General features: G+C 69.4%; 13 protein-coding genes and 1 pseudogene (1 of these 14 cut by a window edge). 5 read left to right on the forward strand and 9 right to left on the reverse strand.

Going from position 1 to position 11836, the window contains the following annotated elements:
- Positions 1 to 97: 97 nt before the first annotated feature.
- Positions 98 to 475 carry a cell cycle two-component system response regulator CpdR gene (cpdR, locus tag ACFE65_RS08295; RefSeq protein ID WP_375381887.1) on the reverse strand — a complete coding sequence of 126 codons (378 nt, stop codon included), beginning with the start codon at positions 473 to 475 and terminating at the stop codon, positions 98 to 100.
- Positions 476 to 587: 112 nt separating this feature from the next.
- Here cpdR and ACFE65_RS08300 point away from each other — a divergent pair, with 112 nt between their 5' ends.
- Entirely contained in the window at positions 588 to 1454 is an 867-nt protein-coding gene (locus ACFE65_RS08300; RefSeq protein ID WP_375381888.1) for an N-formylglutamate amidohydrolase, read from the forward strand.
- Between the two features lie 224 nt (positions 1455 to 1678).
- Here ACFE65_RS08300 and ACFE65_RS08305 read toward each other — a convergent pair whose 3' ends face one another.
- Both ACFE65_RS08305 and ACFE65_RS08310 read right to left on the reverse strand, forming a co-directional pair.
- A complete protein-coding gene (locus ACFE65_RS08305) occupies positions 1679 to 2452 on the reverse strand; it encodes a SapC family protein (protein ID WP_375381889.1) in 774 nt (257 codons plus the stop codon).
- Positions 2453 to 2508: 56 nt separating this feature from the next.
- The gene (locus ACFE65_RS08310; RefSeq protein ID WP_375381890.1) at positions 2509 to 3990 is read right to left on the reverse strand and encodes an FAD-binding oxidoreductase; all 1482 of its coding nucleotides are present in this window, start codon (positions 3988 to 3990) and stop codon (positions 2509 to 2511) included.
- 93 nt (positions 3991 to 4083) lie between these two features.
- On the opposite strand from ACFE65_RS08310, the gene ACFE65_RS08315 reads away from it, so the two are divergent.
- From ACFE65_RS08315 to ACFE65_RS08330, 4 genes are all read left to right on the forward strand, one after another.
- Complete coding sequence (locus ACFE65_RS08315) at positions 4084 to 4554, forward strand: hypothetical protein (protein ID WP_375381891.1); 471 nt, start codon at positions 4084 to 4086, stop codon at positions 4552 to 4554.
- Between the two features lie 134 nt (positions 4555 to 4688).
- Positions 4689 to 6086: a DEAD/DEAH box helicase gene (locus tag ACFE65_RS08320; RefSeq protein WP_375381892.1), complete on the forward strand. Its 1398-nt coding sequence runs from the start codon at positions 4689 to 4691 to the stop codon at positions 6084 to 6086.
- 57 nt (positions 6087 to 6143) lie between these two features.
- Complete coding sequence (locus tag ACFE65_RS08325) at positions 6144 to 6668, forward strand: thioredoxin family protein (protein ID WP_375381893.1); 525 nt, start codon at positions 6144 to 6146, stop codon at positions 6666 to 6668.
- 34 nt (positions 6669 to 6702) lie between these two features.
- Positions 6703 to 6912 (forward strand): DUF1289 domain-containing protein, encoded by a 210-nt coding sequence (locus tag ACFE65_RS08330; protein ID WP_375381894.1) that lies wholly within the window; start codon positions 6703 to 6705, stop codon positions 6910 to 6912.
- A gap of 190 nt (positions 6913 to 7102) precedes the next feature.
- Here ACFE65_RS08330 and ACFE65_RS08335 read toward each other — a convergent pair whose 3' ends face one another.
- The 6 genes and pseudogenes from ACFE65_RS08335 to ACFE65_RS08360 form a co-directional block, all read right to left on the reverse strand.
- Positions 7103 to 7717: a glutathione S-transferase family protein gene (locus ACFE65_RS08335; protein ID WP_375381895.1), complete on the reverse strand. Its 615-nt coding sequence runs from the start codon at positions 7715 to 7717 to the stop codon at positions 7103 to 7105.
- A 13-nt stretch (positions 7718 to 7730) separates the two neighbouring features.
- Positions 7731 to 8600: a dienelactone hydrolase family protein gene (locus ACFE65_RS08340; RefSeq protein ID WP_375381896.1), complete on the reverse strand. Its 870-nt coding sequence runs from the start codon at positions 8598 to 8600 to the stop codon at positions 7731 to 7733.
- A gap of 47 nt (positions 8601 to 8647) precedes the next feature.
- Positions 8648 to 9700, reverse strand: coding sequence for an MBL fold metallo-hydrolase (locus ACFE65_RS08345; protein WP_375381897.1), 1053 nt, complete (start codon positions 9698 to 9700; stop codon positions 8648 to 8650).
- A complete protein-coding gene (locus ACFE65_RS08350; RefSeq protein WP_375381898.1) occupies positions 9697 to 10377 on the reverse strand; it encodes a cell cycle transcriptional regulator TrcR in 681 nt (226 codons plus the stop codon). The genes ACFE65_RS08345 and ACFE65_RS08350 overlap by 4 nt, the downstream gene beginning before the upstream one ends.
- A 132-nt stretch (positions 10378 to 10509) precedes the next feature.
- Positions 10510 to 10797, reverse strand: a complete 288-nt coding sequence (locus tag ACFE65_RS08355; protein ID WP_375381899.1) for a GIY-YIG nuclease family protein — start codon at positions 10795 to 10797, stop codon at positions 10510 to 10512.
- Between the two features lie 87 nt (positions 10798 to 10884).
- Positions 10885 to 11836: pseudogene (locus ACFE65_RS08360) on the reverse strand (NAD(P)H-quinone oxidoreductase) (it continues 123 nt past the right edge of the window).

Here is an 11836-nt window from a genome sequence, read left to right on the forward strand (position 1 = left end):
GAACTTGCGACCCCTGCGATGTCAACACAGTGCTCTACCACTGAGCTACACGCCCACACCCGGTGCCCTAGCCAGCGTTGCGACGCGGCGCAAGCGATCAGTTGAGGCCCGTCGCCGTCTCGCTCTCGAACAACCGATCGACCTCCAGCACCAAGTCGCGCAGATGGAACGGCTTGGACAGGACGCGCGCCTGCGGCATCTGGCGCCCGGCTTTCAGCGTCACCGCCGCGAAGCCGGTGATGAACATCACCCGCATTTCGGGCGCGAGCGTCGCCGCGCGCTGGGCAAGCTCGATCCCGTCCATCTCGGGCATGACGATGTCGGTCAGCAGCAGGTCGAACCGTTCCGCCTCCAGCAGCGGCAGCGCCGCCGTGCCGCGGTCCACCGCCGACACGGCATAACCCGACCGTTCGAGCGCGCGCGCCAGATATTCGCGCATGACGGCATCGTCCTCGGCAAGCAGGATACGGATCATCGGCGGCCTTTGTCCCAGAACACGCGCGTCTAGGCTGCAGGACTTAACAATTTACCGCGCGCACAGCCATGCCGATTGCGGCGGCGCGCGCCGGCGTCCACACCTGCCCGGGATGACGCCCCTGTCCTTCGACCGGTTCGGCCCGATGATCCCCGCAGGCCCCGTGGTGCTGTCGGTGCCGCATGCCGGGCGCGACTATCCGGCGGCGTTGCAGGCAGCGCTGCTGGTGCCGCTCGCCGCGGTCCGCTCGCTGGAGGACCGGCATGTCGACCGCGTGGCGCTGGCCGCGCTGGGCGACGAGATCCTGCTGGTGCAGCGTCAGGCCCGGGCCTGGATCGACCTCAACCGGCGCGAGGACGAGCGGGACCCGGCGGTGGACGAGGGCGCGGCAGGCCATGCCGGTCGCACGGGCGCGGCGGGGGCGAAGCTGCGCAACGGGTTGGGGCTCGTGCCGCGCCGGGCGAACGGGCGGGGCGAGTTGTGGCGCCGCCGCTGGACCGATGCGGAGATCGCGGCGCGGGTGGCCGCCGACCACCGGCCTTATCATGCCGCGCTCACCGACACGCTGGCGGCCGCGCGGCGTCGGTTCGGGACGGCGGTGCTGGTGGACCTGCATTCGATGCCGCCGCTGCCGGGCGTGGCCCCGGCACGGATCGTGGTCGGTGACCGACACGAGACCAGCGCGGACGCGGCGCTGGCCGGCATCGTCGAGCGGATCGCGGCGGAACACGGCGTGCCGAGCGCGCGCAATCGGCCCTATGCGGGGGGCCACGTCATCGAGCGGCACGGGCGCCCGGCCGACGGCATCCATGCGGTGCAGATCGAGCTGGACCGGTCGCTCTACCTCGATGCGGCACTCGATCGGCCGGTCGCGGATGGCGTGGCCCGCATGGGGGTGCTGATCCGGGCCGTGCTCGACGAAATCTCCCACGTCGCGAGCACCGGCCTTCTCACCGGCGCGATCCTCGCTGCCGAGTGACGGGCCGGAAATATTGGGGGCGTCCACAAAAAACCACCTCGCGAACAGGTCGCGAGGTGGCCGAGGTTCAGGGAGGAGACACGCTGAAAGCGTGTCGCACGACGCCGCGAAAGGGGGGGGACACGGCGTCGCAGGAGTAACAATGGGGTGGGCCGAAAGTTGCTTCAAGACTGCCGGCCCGAAAGTTTTCGGCAAGATCGTCAAGGCCGATCCGGCGGCTGAGTTCAGAAGGTGAGGGTCGGCATAGGCATCTTGCCCTGGTCCTTCTGCCGCGCGAACAGGTCGCGCATCAGCGACAGCGAAAACAGGTGTGCATAGGCGAGCGGGAGCAGGCCCGACTGGCTGATCTTGCGCAGCTGATCGCCCCGCAACGACGCCAGTTTCTCCTCGTTCACGATCTGGAACCCGCGGTAGACGAACGGCTGCTGCTCGGCGCCGTCCTCGGTGATGGTCGTCTCGCCCTCCATCAACAGGCCTAGCTCGCGAAGCTCGGTCGTGAAGGCGGCGGTGCGCTGTCCCGCCTGCTCGAACAGCTCGTTGAAGGCGAGAATGTCCTTGACCGCCTGGCTGGGCTGGCCGTCCGCCTCGAACAGGCGATCACCCTCGTCGAACGCGCCGATCACGTCGGTCGTCGGGTCGAAGCAGAGCGACAGCTGCTCGGCGTCCGGGCTCAGCCGCGCGAGCATGAACGGATACCGCCGGACATAGGCGGGGACGTACACATTCTCGTAGAAGCGGCCGTCCTCGCCGGCGAAGGTATTGACGCCCTCGTTCAGGCCGAGCAGCGCGAGCGGGACCGCCTCGTCGCCCTGCGAGAAGATGATGGGGAAATGCCGCTGGACGAGCGGGAACTCCTCGACCGTCACCGGGATGGCGTGCTGCCCCAGCAGGAACGGCGCCGACTCGCGCGGCCGGATCCGCCAGTCGCGATGGGTCTCGCTCGAAAGCGGCTCGAGCCCGTTGTAGAAGAGCGGAAGCGACGGGGCGACGCTGGCCATGGTGCGGGACTCCTGCTGGTAGGCTGAACGGATCGTCTTGATGGTAGCGCGCGGCCCTATTCGGGCAGGTCGCCGCGCGCAAGCGCGGGCTGGTCGGCCAGGTCGCCGGGCATGGGCGCGACGAGCTTGCCCGGGTTCATCAGTCCGAGCGGGTCGAGCGCGGCCTTGATGGCGCGCATCGCGCCCAGGCGCGCAGGCGAGCCCAGCCGTTCGAGTTCCGCGATCTTCATCTGGCCGATGCCATGCTCCGCCGAGATCGAGCCGCCGGCGGCCGCCACCTGGTCGTGGACGAACCGGGTGATCGCGGGCGCCTCGTCGGCGTACCAGCGGTCGCGGTCGACACCCGTCGGCGCGCGAACGTGGAAGTGGACGTTGCCGTCGCCCAGATGCCCAAAGCCGCTCGCGCGCGTGCCGGGAAAGCGCGCCTCCGCCGCCGCAGCCGCGTCCACCATGAAACGCGGCATCGCCTCAACGGGCACGGAGATGTCGTGCTGCACCGCCGGACCGGTCGCGCGCTCCGCGTCCGAGATAGCGTCGCGTAAGGCCCAGAACGCCTCGGCCTGCGCCTCGCTCGACGCGATCACCGCATCCTCGACCAGCCCGTCGGCGATCGACGGCGCGAGCCAGTCCGCCAGCTCGTCGGCCGGCGCACGCGCGGCCGCATCGCCGGTCACCGCCTCGACCAGCACATGCCAGCGATGCCCGCCCGCCAGCGGCGACCGCGCGCTCGGCACATGCGCCAGCACGGCCGCCAGCGTCTCGGCCGGCAGCAGCTCGAAACTCTCCACCGCCTCGGTCTGCCGCTGCAACCGCCGGAGCAGGACGAGCGCGGCGGCCGGGTCCGCCACCCCGACCCAGGCGACGCCGCGCTGCGCGATCGCGGGCGCCAGCCGCAGCGTCGCCGCGGTGACGACGCCCAGCGTTCCCTCCGCCCCGATCAGCAGCTGCGTCAGGTCGTAGCCACGGTTGTCCTTCTTCAGCGCGGCGAGCCCGTCGTACACCTCGCCGCTGGGCAGCACCGCCTCCAGCCCCGCGACCAGCCCGCGCATCGTGCCCCAGCGCAGCACCTGCGTACCGCCCGCATTGGTGGACACGAGACCGCCGACGGTCGCATTCCCGCGCGCGCCCAGCGTCAGCGGGAAGCGCCGCCGCTGCGCCAGCGCCGCTTCCTGCAGGTCAGCCAAAATCACGCCCGCCTCGCACACTGCAAGCCCCGCGTCGGCATCGAGGCCGCGCATCCGGTTCATCCGCCGCAGCGACAGCAGCAGCGCCGCGCCATCCGGAGGCGGCGTCGCCCCGCCGACCATCGAGCTGTTGCCGCCCTGCGCTACCAGCGGCACGCGGTGGCGCGTCGCTGCGCGGACGATGGCCACCACCTCGTTGGTGGAGGCGGGCGACAGGAGCGCAGGCGCTTCGCCCCGGTAGCGCCGGCGCCAGTCGATCGTCCAGGGCGCGATGTCGGCGAGATCGGTCGTGATGCCCTTCGCGCCGAGCACGGGCGAGAGGTCGTCGAGCAGCGACTGTTGCGCGGGCGTCATACCGTCTTCTACCGGGGCGCTTTCGTCGCCGGAAGCGCCCTGCGGCCAAGTTCATCGACGGTTCAATCGTTACGCCTAAGACACGGGCAGTCGATGACTTTCCGCCTTATTCCCCTTCTCGCGCTCGTCGCGGCCGTTCCAGGCGCCGCGCAGGGACCGGCGCCGCCCAACGATGCGCCCGTGCAATGGGCGCAGCTGTCGATCCACGAACGCATCGTGATCCGGATACCCCGGATGCGGCGCGACCCCGATCTCGCGGCCTCGTCCCTGCCCGGCGAACCGGCGCCCCGCTGGACCGAGAAGAAGGGCGCGCGCTGCGTGCCGGCGGAGGACATCATCGGCGCCACCGTGCCACGCAGCGGTAGCGTCGACCTCATCATGGCGGACGGCCAGCGTACCCGCGCGCTGCTGGAATCGGATTGCCCGGCGCTCGACTATTACCTTGGATTCTACATCAAGCCGACGAGCGATGGGCAGGTGTGCGCTGGCCGCGATTCGATCCGCTCGCGGTCGGGCGCTGCCTGCCCGATCCACAGTTTCAGACGACTGGTTCCGAGGCGCTGAGATCGTCGCAGAGGCTGCGCTCGCGCAGCCGGATTGCTGCGTCGACCGGCCCCAAACCTTGACATCGCGGGCCGGATCATGTTGGCGAGGCGCGCGCGAGTGGCCGCCTGTGCCCACTCTTCCGGTAACCTTGCATGAACTTCGCCGATCTCGGCCTTTCCGACGAACTGCTGCGTGCGGTGAATGAGTCCGGCTATACTGAGCCGACCCCGATCCAGGCCAGCGCCATCCCGTCGGTGCTGATGATGCGCGACATCATCGGCGTCGCCCAGACGGGCACCGGCAAGACGGCCAGCTTCGTGCTGCCGATGATCGACATTCTCGCCCATGGCCGCAGCCGCGCGCGCATGCCGCGCAGCCTGATCCTGGAGCCGACGCGCGAGCTCGCCGCGCAGGTGGCCGAGAACTTCGAGAAATACGGCAAATACCACAAGCTCTCGATGGCGCTGCTGATCGGCGGCGTGCAGATGGGCGACCAGATCGCGGCGCTGGAGCGCGGCGTCGACGTGCTGATCGCGACGCCCGGCCGGCTGATGGATCTGTTCGGGCGCGGCAAGATCCTGCTGACCGGCTGTTCGATGCTGGTGATCGACGAGGCGGACCGGATGCTCGACATGGGGTTCATCCCCGACATCGAGGAGATCTGCACCAAGCTGCCAAAGCAACGCCAGACGCTGCTGTTCTCCGCGACGATGCCGCCGCCGATCAAGAAGCTGGCGGACAAGTTCCTCGACAATCCCAAGCAGATCGAGGTGTCGCGTCCCGCGTCGACCAACCTCAACATCAAGCAATATCTGGTGACCGTCGCGTCGCAGTCCGCCAAGCGCGAGACGCTGCGCCGGCTGCTCGACCAGGTGGAGGTGACCAACGCGATCATCTTCTGCAACCGCAAGACGACGGTGCGCGACCTCAACAAGGTGTTGAAGCAGGCCGGGCTCAAGTCCGGCGAAATCCATGGCGACATGGAACAGCCGCAGCGGATCGCCGAGCTGGAGCTGTTCAAGTCCGGCGTCGTCAACGTGCTGGTTGCCTCTGACGTCGCCGCGCGCGGGCTGGACATCAAGGGCGTCAGCACCGTCATCAATTACGACGCGCCTTGGCACCCGGACGATTACGTCCACCGCATCGGCCGCACGGGCCGTGCGGGCGCGACCGGCACGGCCTATACCTTCGTGGCGCCTGACGACGCCGAGAACATCGCCAACATCGAGAAGCTGACGGGTCAGCAGATCGAGCGGCTGTCCCCGGCGGAGCGCGAACCGGCGGCGGAGGCCGCAGCGCCCCGTGAGGAGCGAGCCCCCCGCGAGGAGCGCGCACCACGTCGTCGGGAACGCGCGCCGCGTGAGCGGGAAGCGGCCGTCGTGCCCGAGGCCGTGGCAGAGCCGGAGGTCATCGTTCGCGAAGCCCGGCCGCCGCGCGACGAACGCCGGCCCGATCCTCGCCCCCGCCGCGACGAGCCGCGCGACACTCCCGGCGACGACGGCTGGAACGGGCCGATACCGGATTTTCTTCGCGCCACGATAGCCGGATAGGGGTTGGCCGGCGCGGATCGGCAGGCAAGAAGGCTGCCATCAACGGGAGAACCTGCCATGCGTCCTTCGATCCTCACCGCCGCGCTCGCGCTGTCCGCCGCCGCCCTGCCCGCCGCGCTGTCGATCGCCGCGACCCCGGCGCCGCATGTCGCCGCGACCAGCTTCGACCAGCTCGCCCAGCCGCTGCCGCTACCTTATGACGAGGGCGCGAACGCGGACCAGACGATCGCCGTCGCCAAGGCGCGCGCGCTGAAGGCCCACAAGCGGCTGCTGATCGATCTGGGCGGCAATTGGTGCCTCGATTGCCGCATTCTGGCCGGCACGATCCGGTTGCCCGGGATCGATGCGTTCGTGGCGAAACATTACGAGGTGGTGACGGTGGACGTCGGCCGGTTCGACAAGAACGGCCAGATCGCCGAGCATTACGGCATCAAGGGCCGGCTCGCTGGCGTTCCCGCGGTGCTGATAGTCGATCCCAAGACCGACCGGCTGGTCGACGCAGGCCACGAGACCGCGCTGTCCGACGCGCGCCACATGAGCCCGCAGGGGCTGGCCGACTGGCTGGCGCAATGGGCGGCGTAGCACGTCGGCACCGGTGACCGACCGCGGCGGGCCCATGCCCGCGGACGCAGCCAGCCCGTGCGTCAACGTCTGCGTGATCGATGACGCGACCGGCTGGTGCGCCGGCTGCGGCCGGACGATCGAGGAGATCGTCGGCTGGGGCACGGCCGACGTCACGATGCGCAGGACGATCCGGGCGCAGTTGCCGGAGCGGATGGCGGTGCTGACCACCAAGCAATCGTCACCCGGGCTTGATGCGGAATGACGGCCTAGGATCCGTCCTAACATCGAAGCGACACCTGCGCCTCTTTCCTCCCCCGCCAGGGGGAGGTGGCCGGTGCAGCCGGACGGAGGGGGAGGAACGGTGAACGTCTCGGCTGCCTCCCCCTCCACCAGCTTCGCTGGTCCCCCTCCCCCTGGCGGGGGAGGATGAGTACGACTGACCAGGAAATACCCTAAGCCGCCATCGGCATCGCCGCGTCGTCCAGCGCCGCCGCGCGCTTGTACGCGTCGCGCGCGGTCAGCCGGGCGACATAGGCGACGAAGGCGTCCAGCTTGGGGATCGTCTGAAATTGCATGCCCCAGACGATCTGCGCGCCGAACACCACGTCGGCGGCGCTGAACGCATCGCCCGCGATCCATTCGCGACCCGTCAGCGCTTGATCCATAACTTCGACGACCTTGTCGTAGGTGCCGTAGCCGAGCATCCGCGACTTCTGCTCGTCCGCCGTCACCCCCATCGAGCGATTGGTCACCGCCTGTTCGACCGGCCCGGCGGCGAAGAACATCCAGCGGTAATACTCGCCCCGTTCGGACGGCGGCGGCGCAAGTCCGGCGTCGGGGAAAGCGTCGGCGAGATAGGCGCAGATCGCCGCTACTTCCGTCACGACCCTGCCGTCATGGACGATCGCCGGGACCTTCCCCATCGGGTTGATCGCCAGATAGTCCGGCGCCTTCATCTTGTCGGCATAACCGAGCACGACCGTCTCATACGGTGCGCCGACCTCCTCGATCATCCAGCGCGCGATCCGGCCGCGCGACATCGGGTTGGTATAGAGGGTGAGGCTCATGGTCTTTGCTCCTTCAGGCGAGCGCGGGGCCGAACAGCGCCAGCATGCGGCCCCATGCGCGATCGGCCGCCTGCGCGTCGTACACCCGGCTGTCGGGCGGACACCAGCCGTGCATCGTGCCGGCATAGACCTCGATCTCGGCGGGCAGCTTGGCGGCGGCGAAGCTGGTGCGCAGCGTGTCCTTGTCGGTCGGCGCGCGGGCGTCGTCGTTGGCGGCGATGGCGATCAGATATTTCGCCTTCATCCTGGGGATCAGCAGGTGCGGGCTGTCGGCCGCGTCGGTGACGAGCCCGCCGCCGTGGAAGGTCGCGCCCGCGCGTATGCGGCCGGGGACCGCCGCCGCGGTGCGGAACACCATCGGTCCGCCCATGCAATAGCCGGTGGTGCCCAGCCCCCGCGCCCTGTCCACCTGGGGCTGCGCGTCGAGGAAGCCGATGAAGGCGATCGCGTCGCGCGTCGTGCCGTCCGGGCTCAGCGCCTTGGTGAAGGGCATGATCTTGGCCCGGACATCTGGTTGGTCGAAGCTCTCGCCCGGGGCGAGGAACGGTGCCTTCGTCGAGCGGTAGAATTGGTTCACCACCAGCACCGCATAGCCCGATTGCGCCAGCCGATCGGCCATCTGCCGGAACGCAGGCCGCAGCCCCATGATGTCCGGCCAGACCAGCACGCCGGGATGCCTGCCGCTCGACGGCGCGACGAAATAGGCGTCCGCGTGGCCGTCCGGCGTCGCGATCGACACGTCACGGCCCGCGATCGTCAGCGCGTCGGCGGGCGCGGGCAGCATCATGGCAAGGCCGGCCATGCCCGTCAGCACGCCGAACCCGCGGCGCGACACGTCGCCCAGCAGCCGGTTATTGTCCTCGATACTATGGTCGTCGCACATGGCCTGGCTCTCTTCCGAATCGCGATACGTAGCCCGGCCACGCTAGGTCAGGTGGCCGTCCACCACCAGACGTCATCCCGCCCAGTATGGACCGTACGGACCGCCCGCCCCTCGCGCTCCAGCCGGCGGAGGTGTGCGAGCGCCTCGCCGGTCGCGAGACTCAGCACATCGTCGCCGACCGGCCGCCGGAACAACGCCGCGAAGCAGTCCACGGCGCGCCGCGGTGCTTGCCCCAGCCACAACGCGAGCGCGTCCAGCCGCTCGCGATGCTCGGCCGCCAGCGCGTCGAGGCGCGGGTGCAGGCCGTGAAACGGCTCGCCATGGCCCGGCAGCACGAGCAGGTCGGCCGGTAGCCTACGCAGCTTGGCGATCGAGGACAGCCAATCGCCGAGCGGATCGCCCTCCGGCTCGATCACGCCCAGCGAAACGTTGGAGCTGATCCGCGGCAGCACCTGATCGCCCGCGATCAGAATGCCGCCCGCCTCGTCGAGCAGGCAGGCGTGGTCCGGGCTATGGCCGTTGCCCGTCACGATCCGCCACTCGCGCGCGCCAATCGCCAGCCGGTCTCCTTCGACCAGCCGGTGATAGCCGAGCGGCGGCGGTGTCACGAACCGGGCGAACCGCCCCCAACCGGCTGCGCTTTCGGCGGCGATCTGCGCCTCGTCCCACCCGCAGGCGCGCCAGTAGGCGATCGCCTCGTCCGGCACGGCATCGCGGGCATCGGCGGCGAGCAACCGCAGCATCAGCGACTCGGCACGCGTCATCAGCAGCGGCGCATCGAACCGGCGGCACAACCATCCGGCAAGCCCGCTGTGGTCGGGGTGGAAATGCGTGCAGATCACTCGGGCGACGTGGCGCCCGGCGAATGGCCCCGCCAGCATCGCCTCCCACGCCGCCGTCGCCTTGCGGCCCGCGATGCCCGTGTCTACCGCGACGATCGTGTCGCCGTCATCGAGCAGCCAGCCGTTGACGTGCTTGAGCGGCCCCGGAACCGAGATGCGCCACCAGTGGAGGCCGGGGGCGATCTCGATCGTCTCGCCCGGTTCGGGCGCGCGATCTCCCAGCGGGTAGGACAGGCCGGTAGCGGGCGTCGGAATCAACGCCGGAAGGGGTCCTCGAACAGCGCGCGCACATCGGTCACCTCACCGCGCGCCGCGGCTTCGGCGTCGCGCGCCTGCTGCTCGCGCTCCGCACGCAGGCTGACCAGCAGCGCCTCGCGGTCGCCTTCCAACCGGGTGTCGGTCTGGTTGGGCTCGATGCCGGCCGCCTTGGCCGCCTTGGCGACCGCCGCGTCCAGTTCGCGCTGTGTGGTCAGGCCCAATGTCACCGGATCCTTGGGCGTGATGTTGGCGATGTTCCAATGGCTGCGGTCGCGGATCGCGGCGATGGTGGTGCGGGTGGTGCCGATCAGCAGCCCGATCTGCCCGTCGGTGATCTCGGGATGATTGCGGATGATCCAGGCGATGCCGTCGGGCTTGTCCTGACGCTTCGACACCGGCGTGTAGCGCGGGCCCTTGGTGCGGCGGACCTGCTCGGGACCCTTGATCATCTGGAGCCGATAGTTCGGGTCCGCCTGGCCCTTGTCGATCTCGTCCTGCGTCACCTCATGGGTTCGCACGGGATCGCGGCCGGTCAGCTTGGTGGCGGCCATGTCGTCGGCGATCGCCTGGATCTCCAGGATGTGGAGCCCGCAGAAATCGGCGATCTGCTCGAACGAGAGCGAGGTATTGTCGACCATCCACGAGGCGGTCGCGTGAGGCATGAGCGGCTGGGCCACGGCGGAACTCCAAAACAAAAACGGCCGCCCCTTCCCGGAGCGGCCTCGTATGACAACGGTCTAGGCCGAACCGATCCGCAGGGCAAGAACTCCCCGTCATTCCCGCGAAAGCGGGAATCCCGCTTAGACCCGTCAGCCGATCAGGTCGGACAGGTCATGCCAATCGGGATTGGTTGTCTCGATCAGCGTGATCTTCCAAGCACGCCGCCACTTCTTCATGGCCTTCTCCCGCGCGATCGCATCGACGACCAACTCGGTCGAATCGGCATAGACCAACCGGTGCAGACCATAGCGGCGGTAGAAGTCCGAACCGTCGCCCGCCCGATGCCGGTGGATGCGTGCGGGGAGGTCGGACGTCACGCCGATGTAGATCGTCCCACGGTAACGGTCGGCCATGATGTAGAGCCAACCGCGCCTCATCGATGATCTCCCGGCAGACGGACGGGTGGGAAGAAGCGGGATTCCTGCAGTCGCGGGAATGACGGGTGGTTGGTGGTGGAGCTACGCCTACCCCATCGTCAGCACGATCTTGCCGACGTGGTCGCCCGCTTCCATCCGGCGGTGCGCGTCCGCTGCCTGGTCGAGGGGGAACACCCGGTCGATCACCGGCCGCAGCTTCCCCGCCTCGACGTGCGGCCAGACCTGGCGGGACAGCTCGTCTGCGACCAGCGCCTTGAATGCTGCGTCGCGGGCGCGCAGCGTTGAGCCGGTCAGCGTCAGGCGGCGGCGCATGATGTCGAAGATCGGGATCGACGCCTCCGCGCCGCGCTGCACCGCGATCGAGACGTGGCGCCCGTCCTCGGCAAGGCATTGGAGATTGCGGGGCAGATAGTCGCCGCCGACCATGTCGAGCACCACCGCGACGCCGCGCCCGCCGGTGATCTCCGCCACCCGGGCGACGAAGTCCTCACATTTATAGTCGATCGCATGGGCCGCGCCGAGCTCCAGCGCCGCCGCGCATTTCTCGGCCGAGCCCGCCGTCACGATCACCGTCAGCCCGAACAGCTGCCCGAGCGCGATCGCCATCGTGCCGATGCCGCTGGTGCCGCCGTGGACCAGCACGCTGTCGCCCTCGGTCGCATAGGCCCGCTCGAACAGGTTGGTCCACACGGTGAACAGCGTCTCGGGGATCGCCGCCGCTTCCGTCATCGACAGCGCAGGCGGCACCGGCAGGCATTGGCCCGCGGGAACGACGGCATAATCGGCATAGGCACCGCCCGCGACCAGCGCGCAGACCGGCTGGCCGAGCAGTTCCGCGCCGACACCCTCGCCCAGCGCAACGACCGTGCCCGACAGCTCCAGCCCCAGGATCGTCGGCGCGCCGGGCGGTGGCGGGTATCTGCCCTGGCGCTGCATCACGTCCGGCCGGTTGACGCCCGCCGCATGCACCCGGACCAGCAGCTCGCCCGCGCCCGGCCGCGGCACCTCGGTGGCGTTGTACTGCAAATATCGCTTCTTC

This window comes from uncultured Sphingomonas sp. (assembly GCF_964237335.1).
GTDB lineage: Bacteria > Pseudomonadota > Alphaproteobacteria > Sphingomonadales > Sphingomonadaceae > Sphingomonas.

Bases quoted from the DNA above. Each gene is read 5' to 3' on its own strand.
- ACFE65_RS08340 (WP_375381896.1), bottom strand. From the start codon at position 8,600: ATGTGCGACGACCATAGTATCGAGGACAATAACCGGCTGCTGGGCGAC.
- ACFE65_RS08330 (WP_375381894.1), top strand. From the start codon at position 6,703: ATGCCCGCGGACGCAGCCAGCCCGTGCGTCAACGTCTGCGTGATCGAT.
- ACFE65_RS08355 (WP_375381899.1), bottom strand. From the start codon at position 10,797: ATGAGGCGCGGTTGGCTCTACATCATGGCCGACCGTTACCGTGGGACG.
- ACFE65_RS08335 (WP_375381895.1), bottom strand. From the start codon at position 7,717: ATGAGCCTCACCCTCTATACCAACCCGATGTCGCGCGGCCGGATCGCG.
- ACFE65_RS08305 (WP_375381889.1), bottom strand. From the start codon at position 2,452: ATGGCCAGCGTCGCCCCGTCGCTTCCGCTCTTCTACAACGGGCTCGAG.
- ACFE65_RS08325 (WP_375381893.1), top strand. From the start codon at position 6,144: ATGCGTCCTTCGATCCTCACCGCCGCGCTCGCGCTGTCCGCCGCCGCC.
- ACFE65_RS08310 (WP_375381890.1), bottom strand. From the start codon at position 3,990: ATGACGCCCGCGCAACAGTCGCTGCTCGACGACCTCTCGCCCGTGCTC.
- ACFE65_RS08315 (WP_375381891.1), top strand. From the start codon at position 4,084: ATGACTTTCCGCCTTATTCCCCTTCTCGCGCTCGTCGCGGCCGTTCCA.
- ACFE65_RS08300 (WP_375381888.1), top strand. From the start codon at position 588: ATGACGCCCCTGTCCTTCGACCGGTTCGGCCCGATGATCCCCGCAGGC.
- cpdR (WP_375381887.1), bottom strand. From the start codon at position 475: ATGATCCGTATCCTGCTTGCCGAGGACGATGCCGTCATGCGCGAATAT.
- ACFE65_RS08320 (WP_375381892.1), top strand. From the start codon at position 4,689: ATGAACTTCGCCGATCTCGGCCTTTCCGACGAACTGCTGCGTGCGGTG.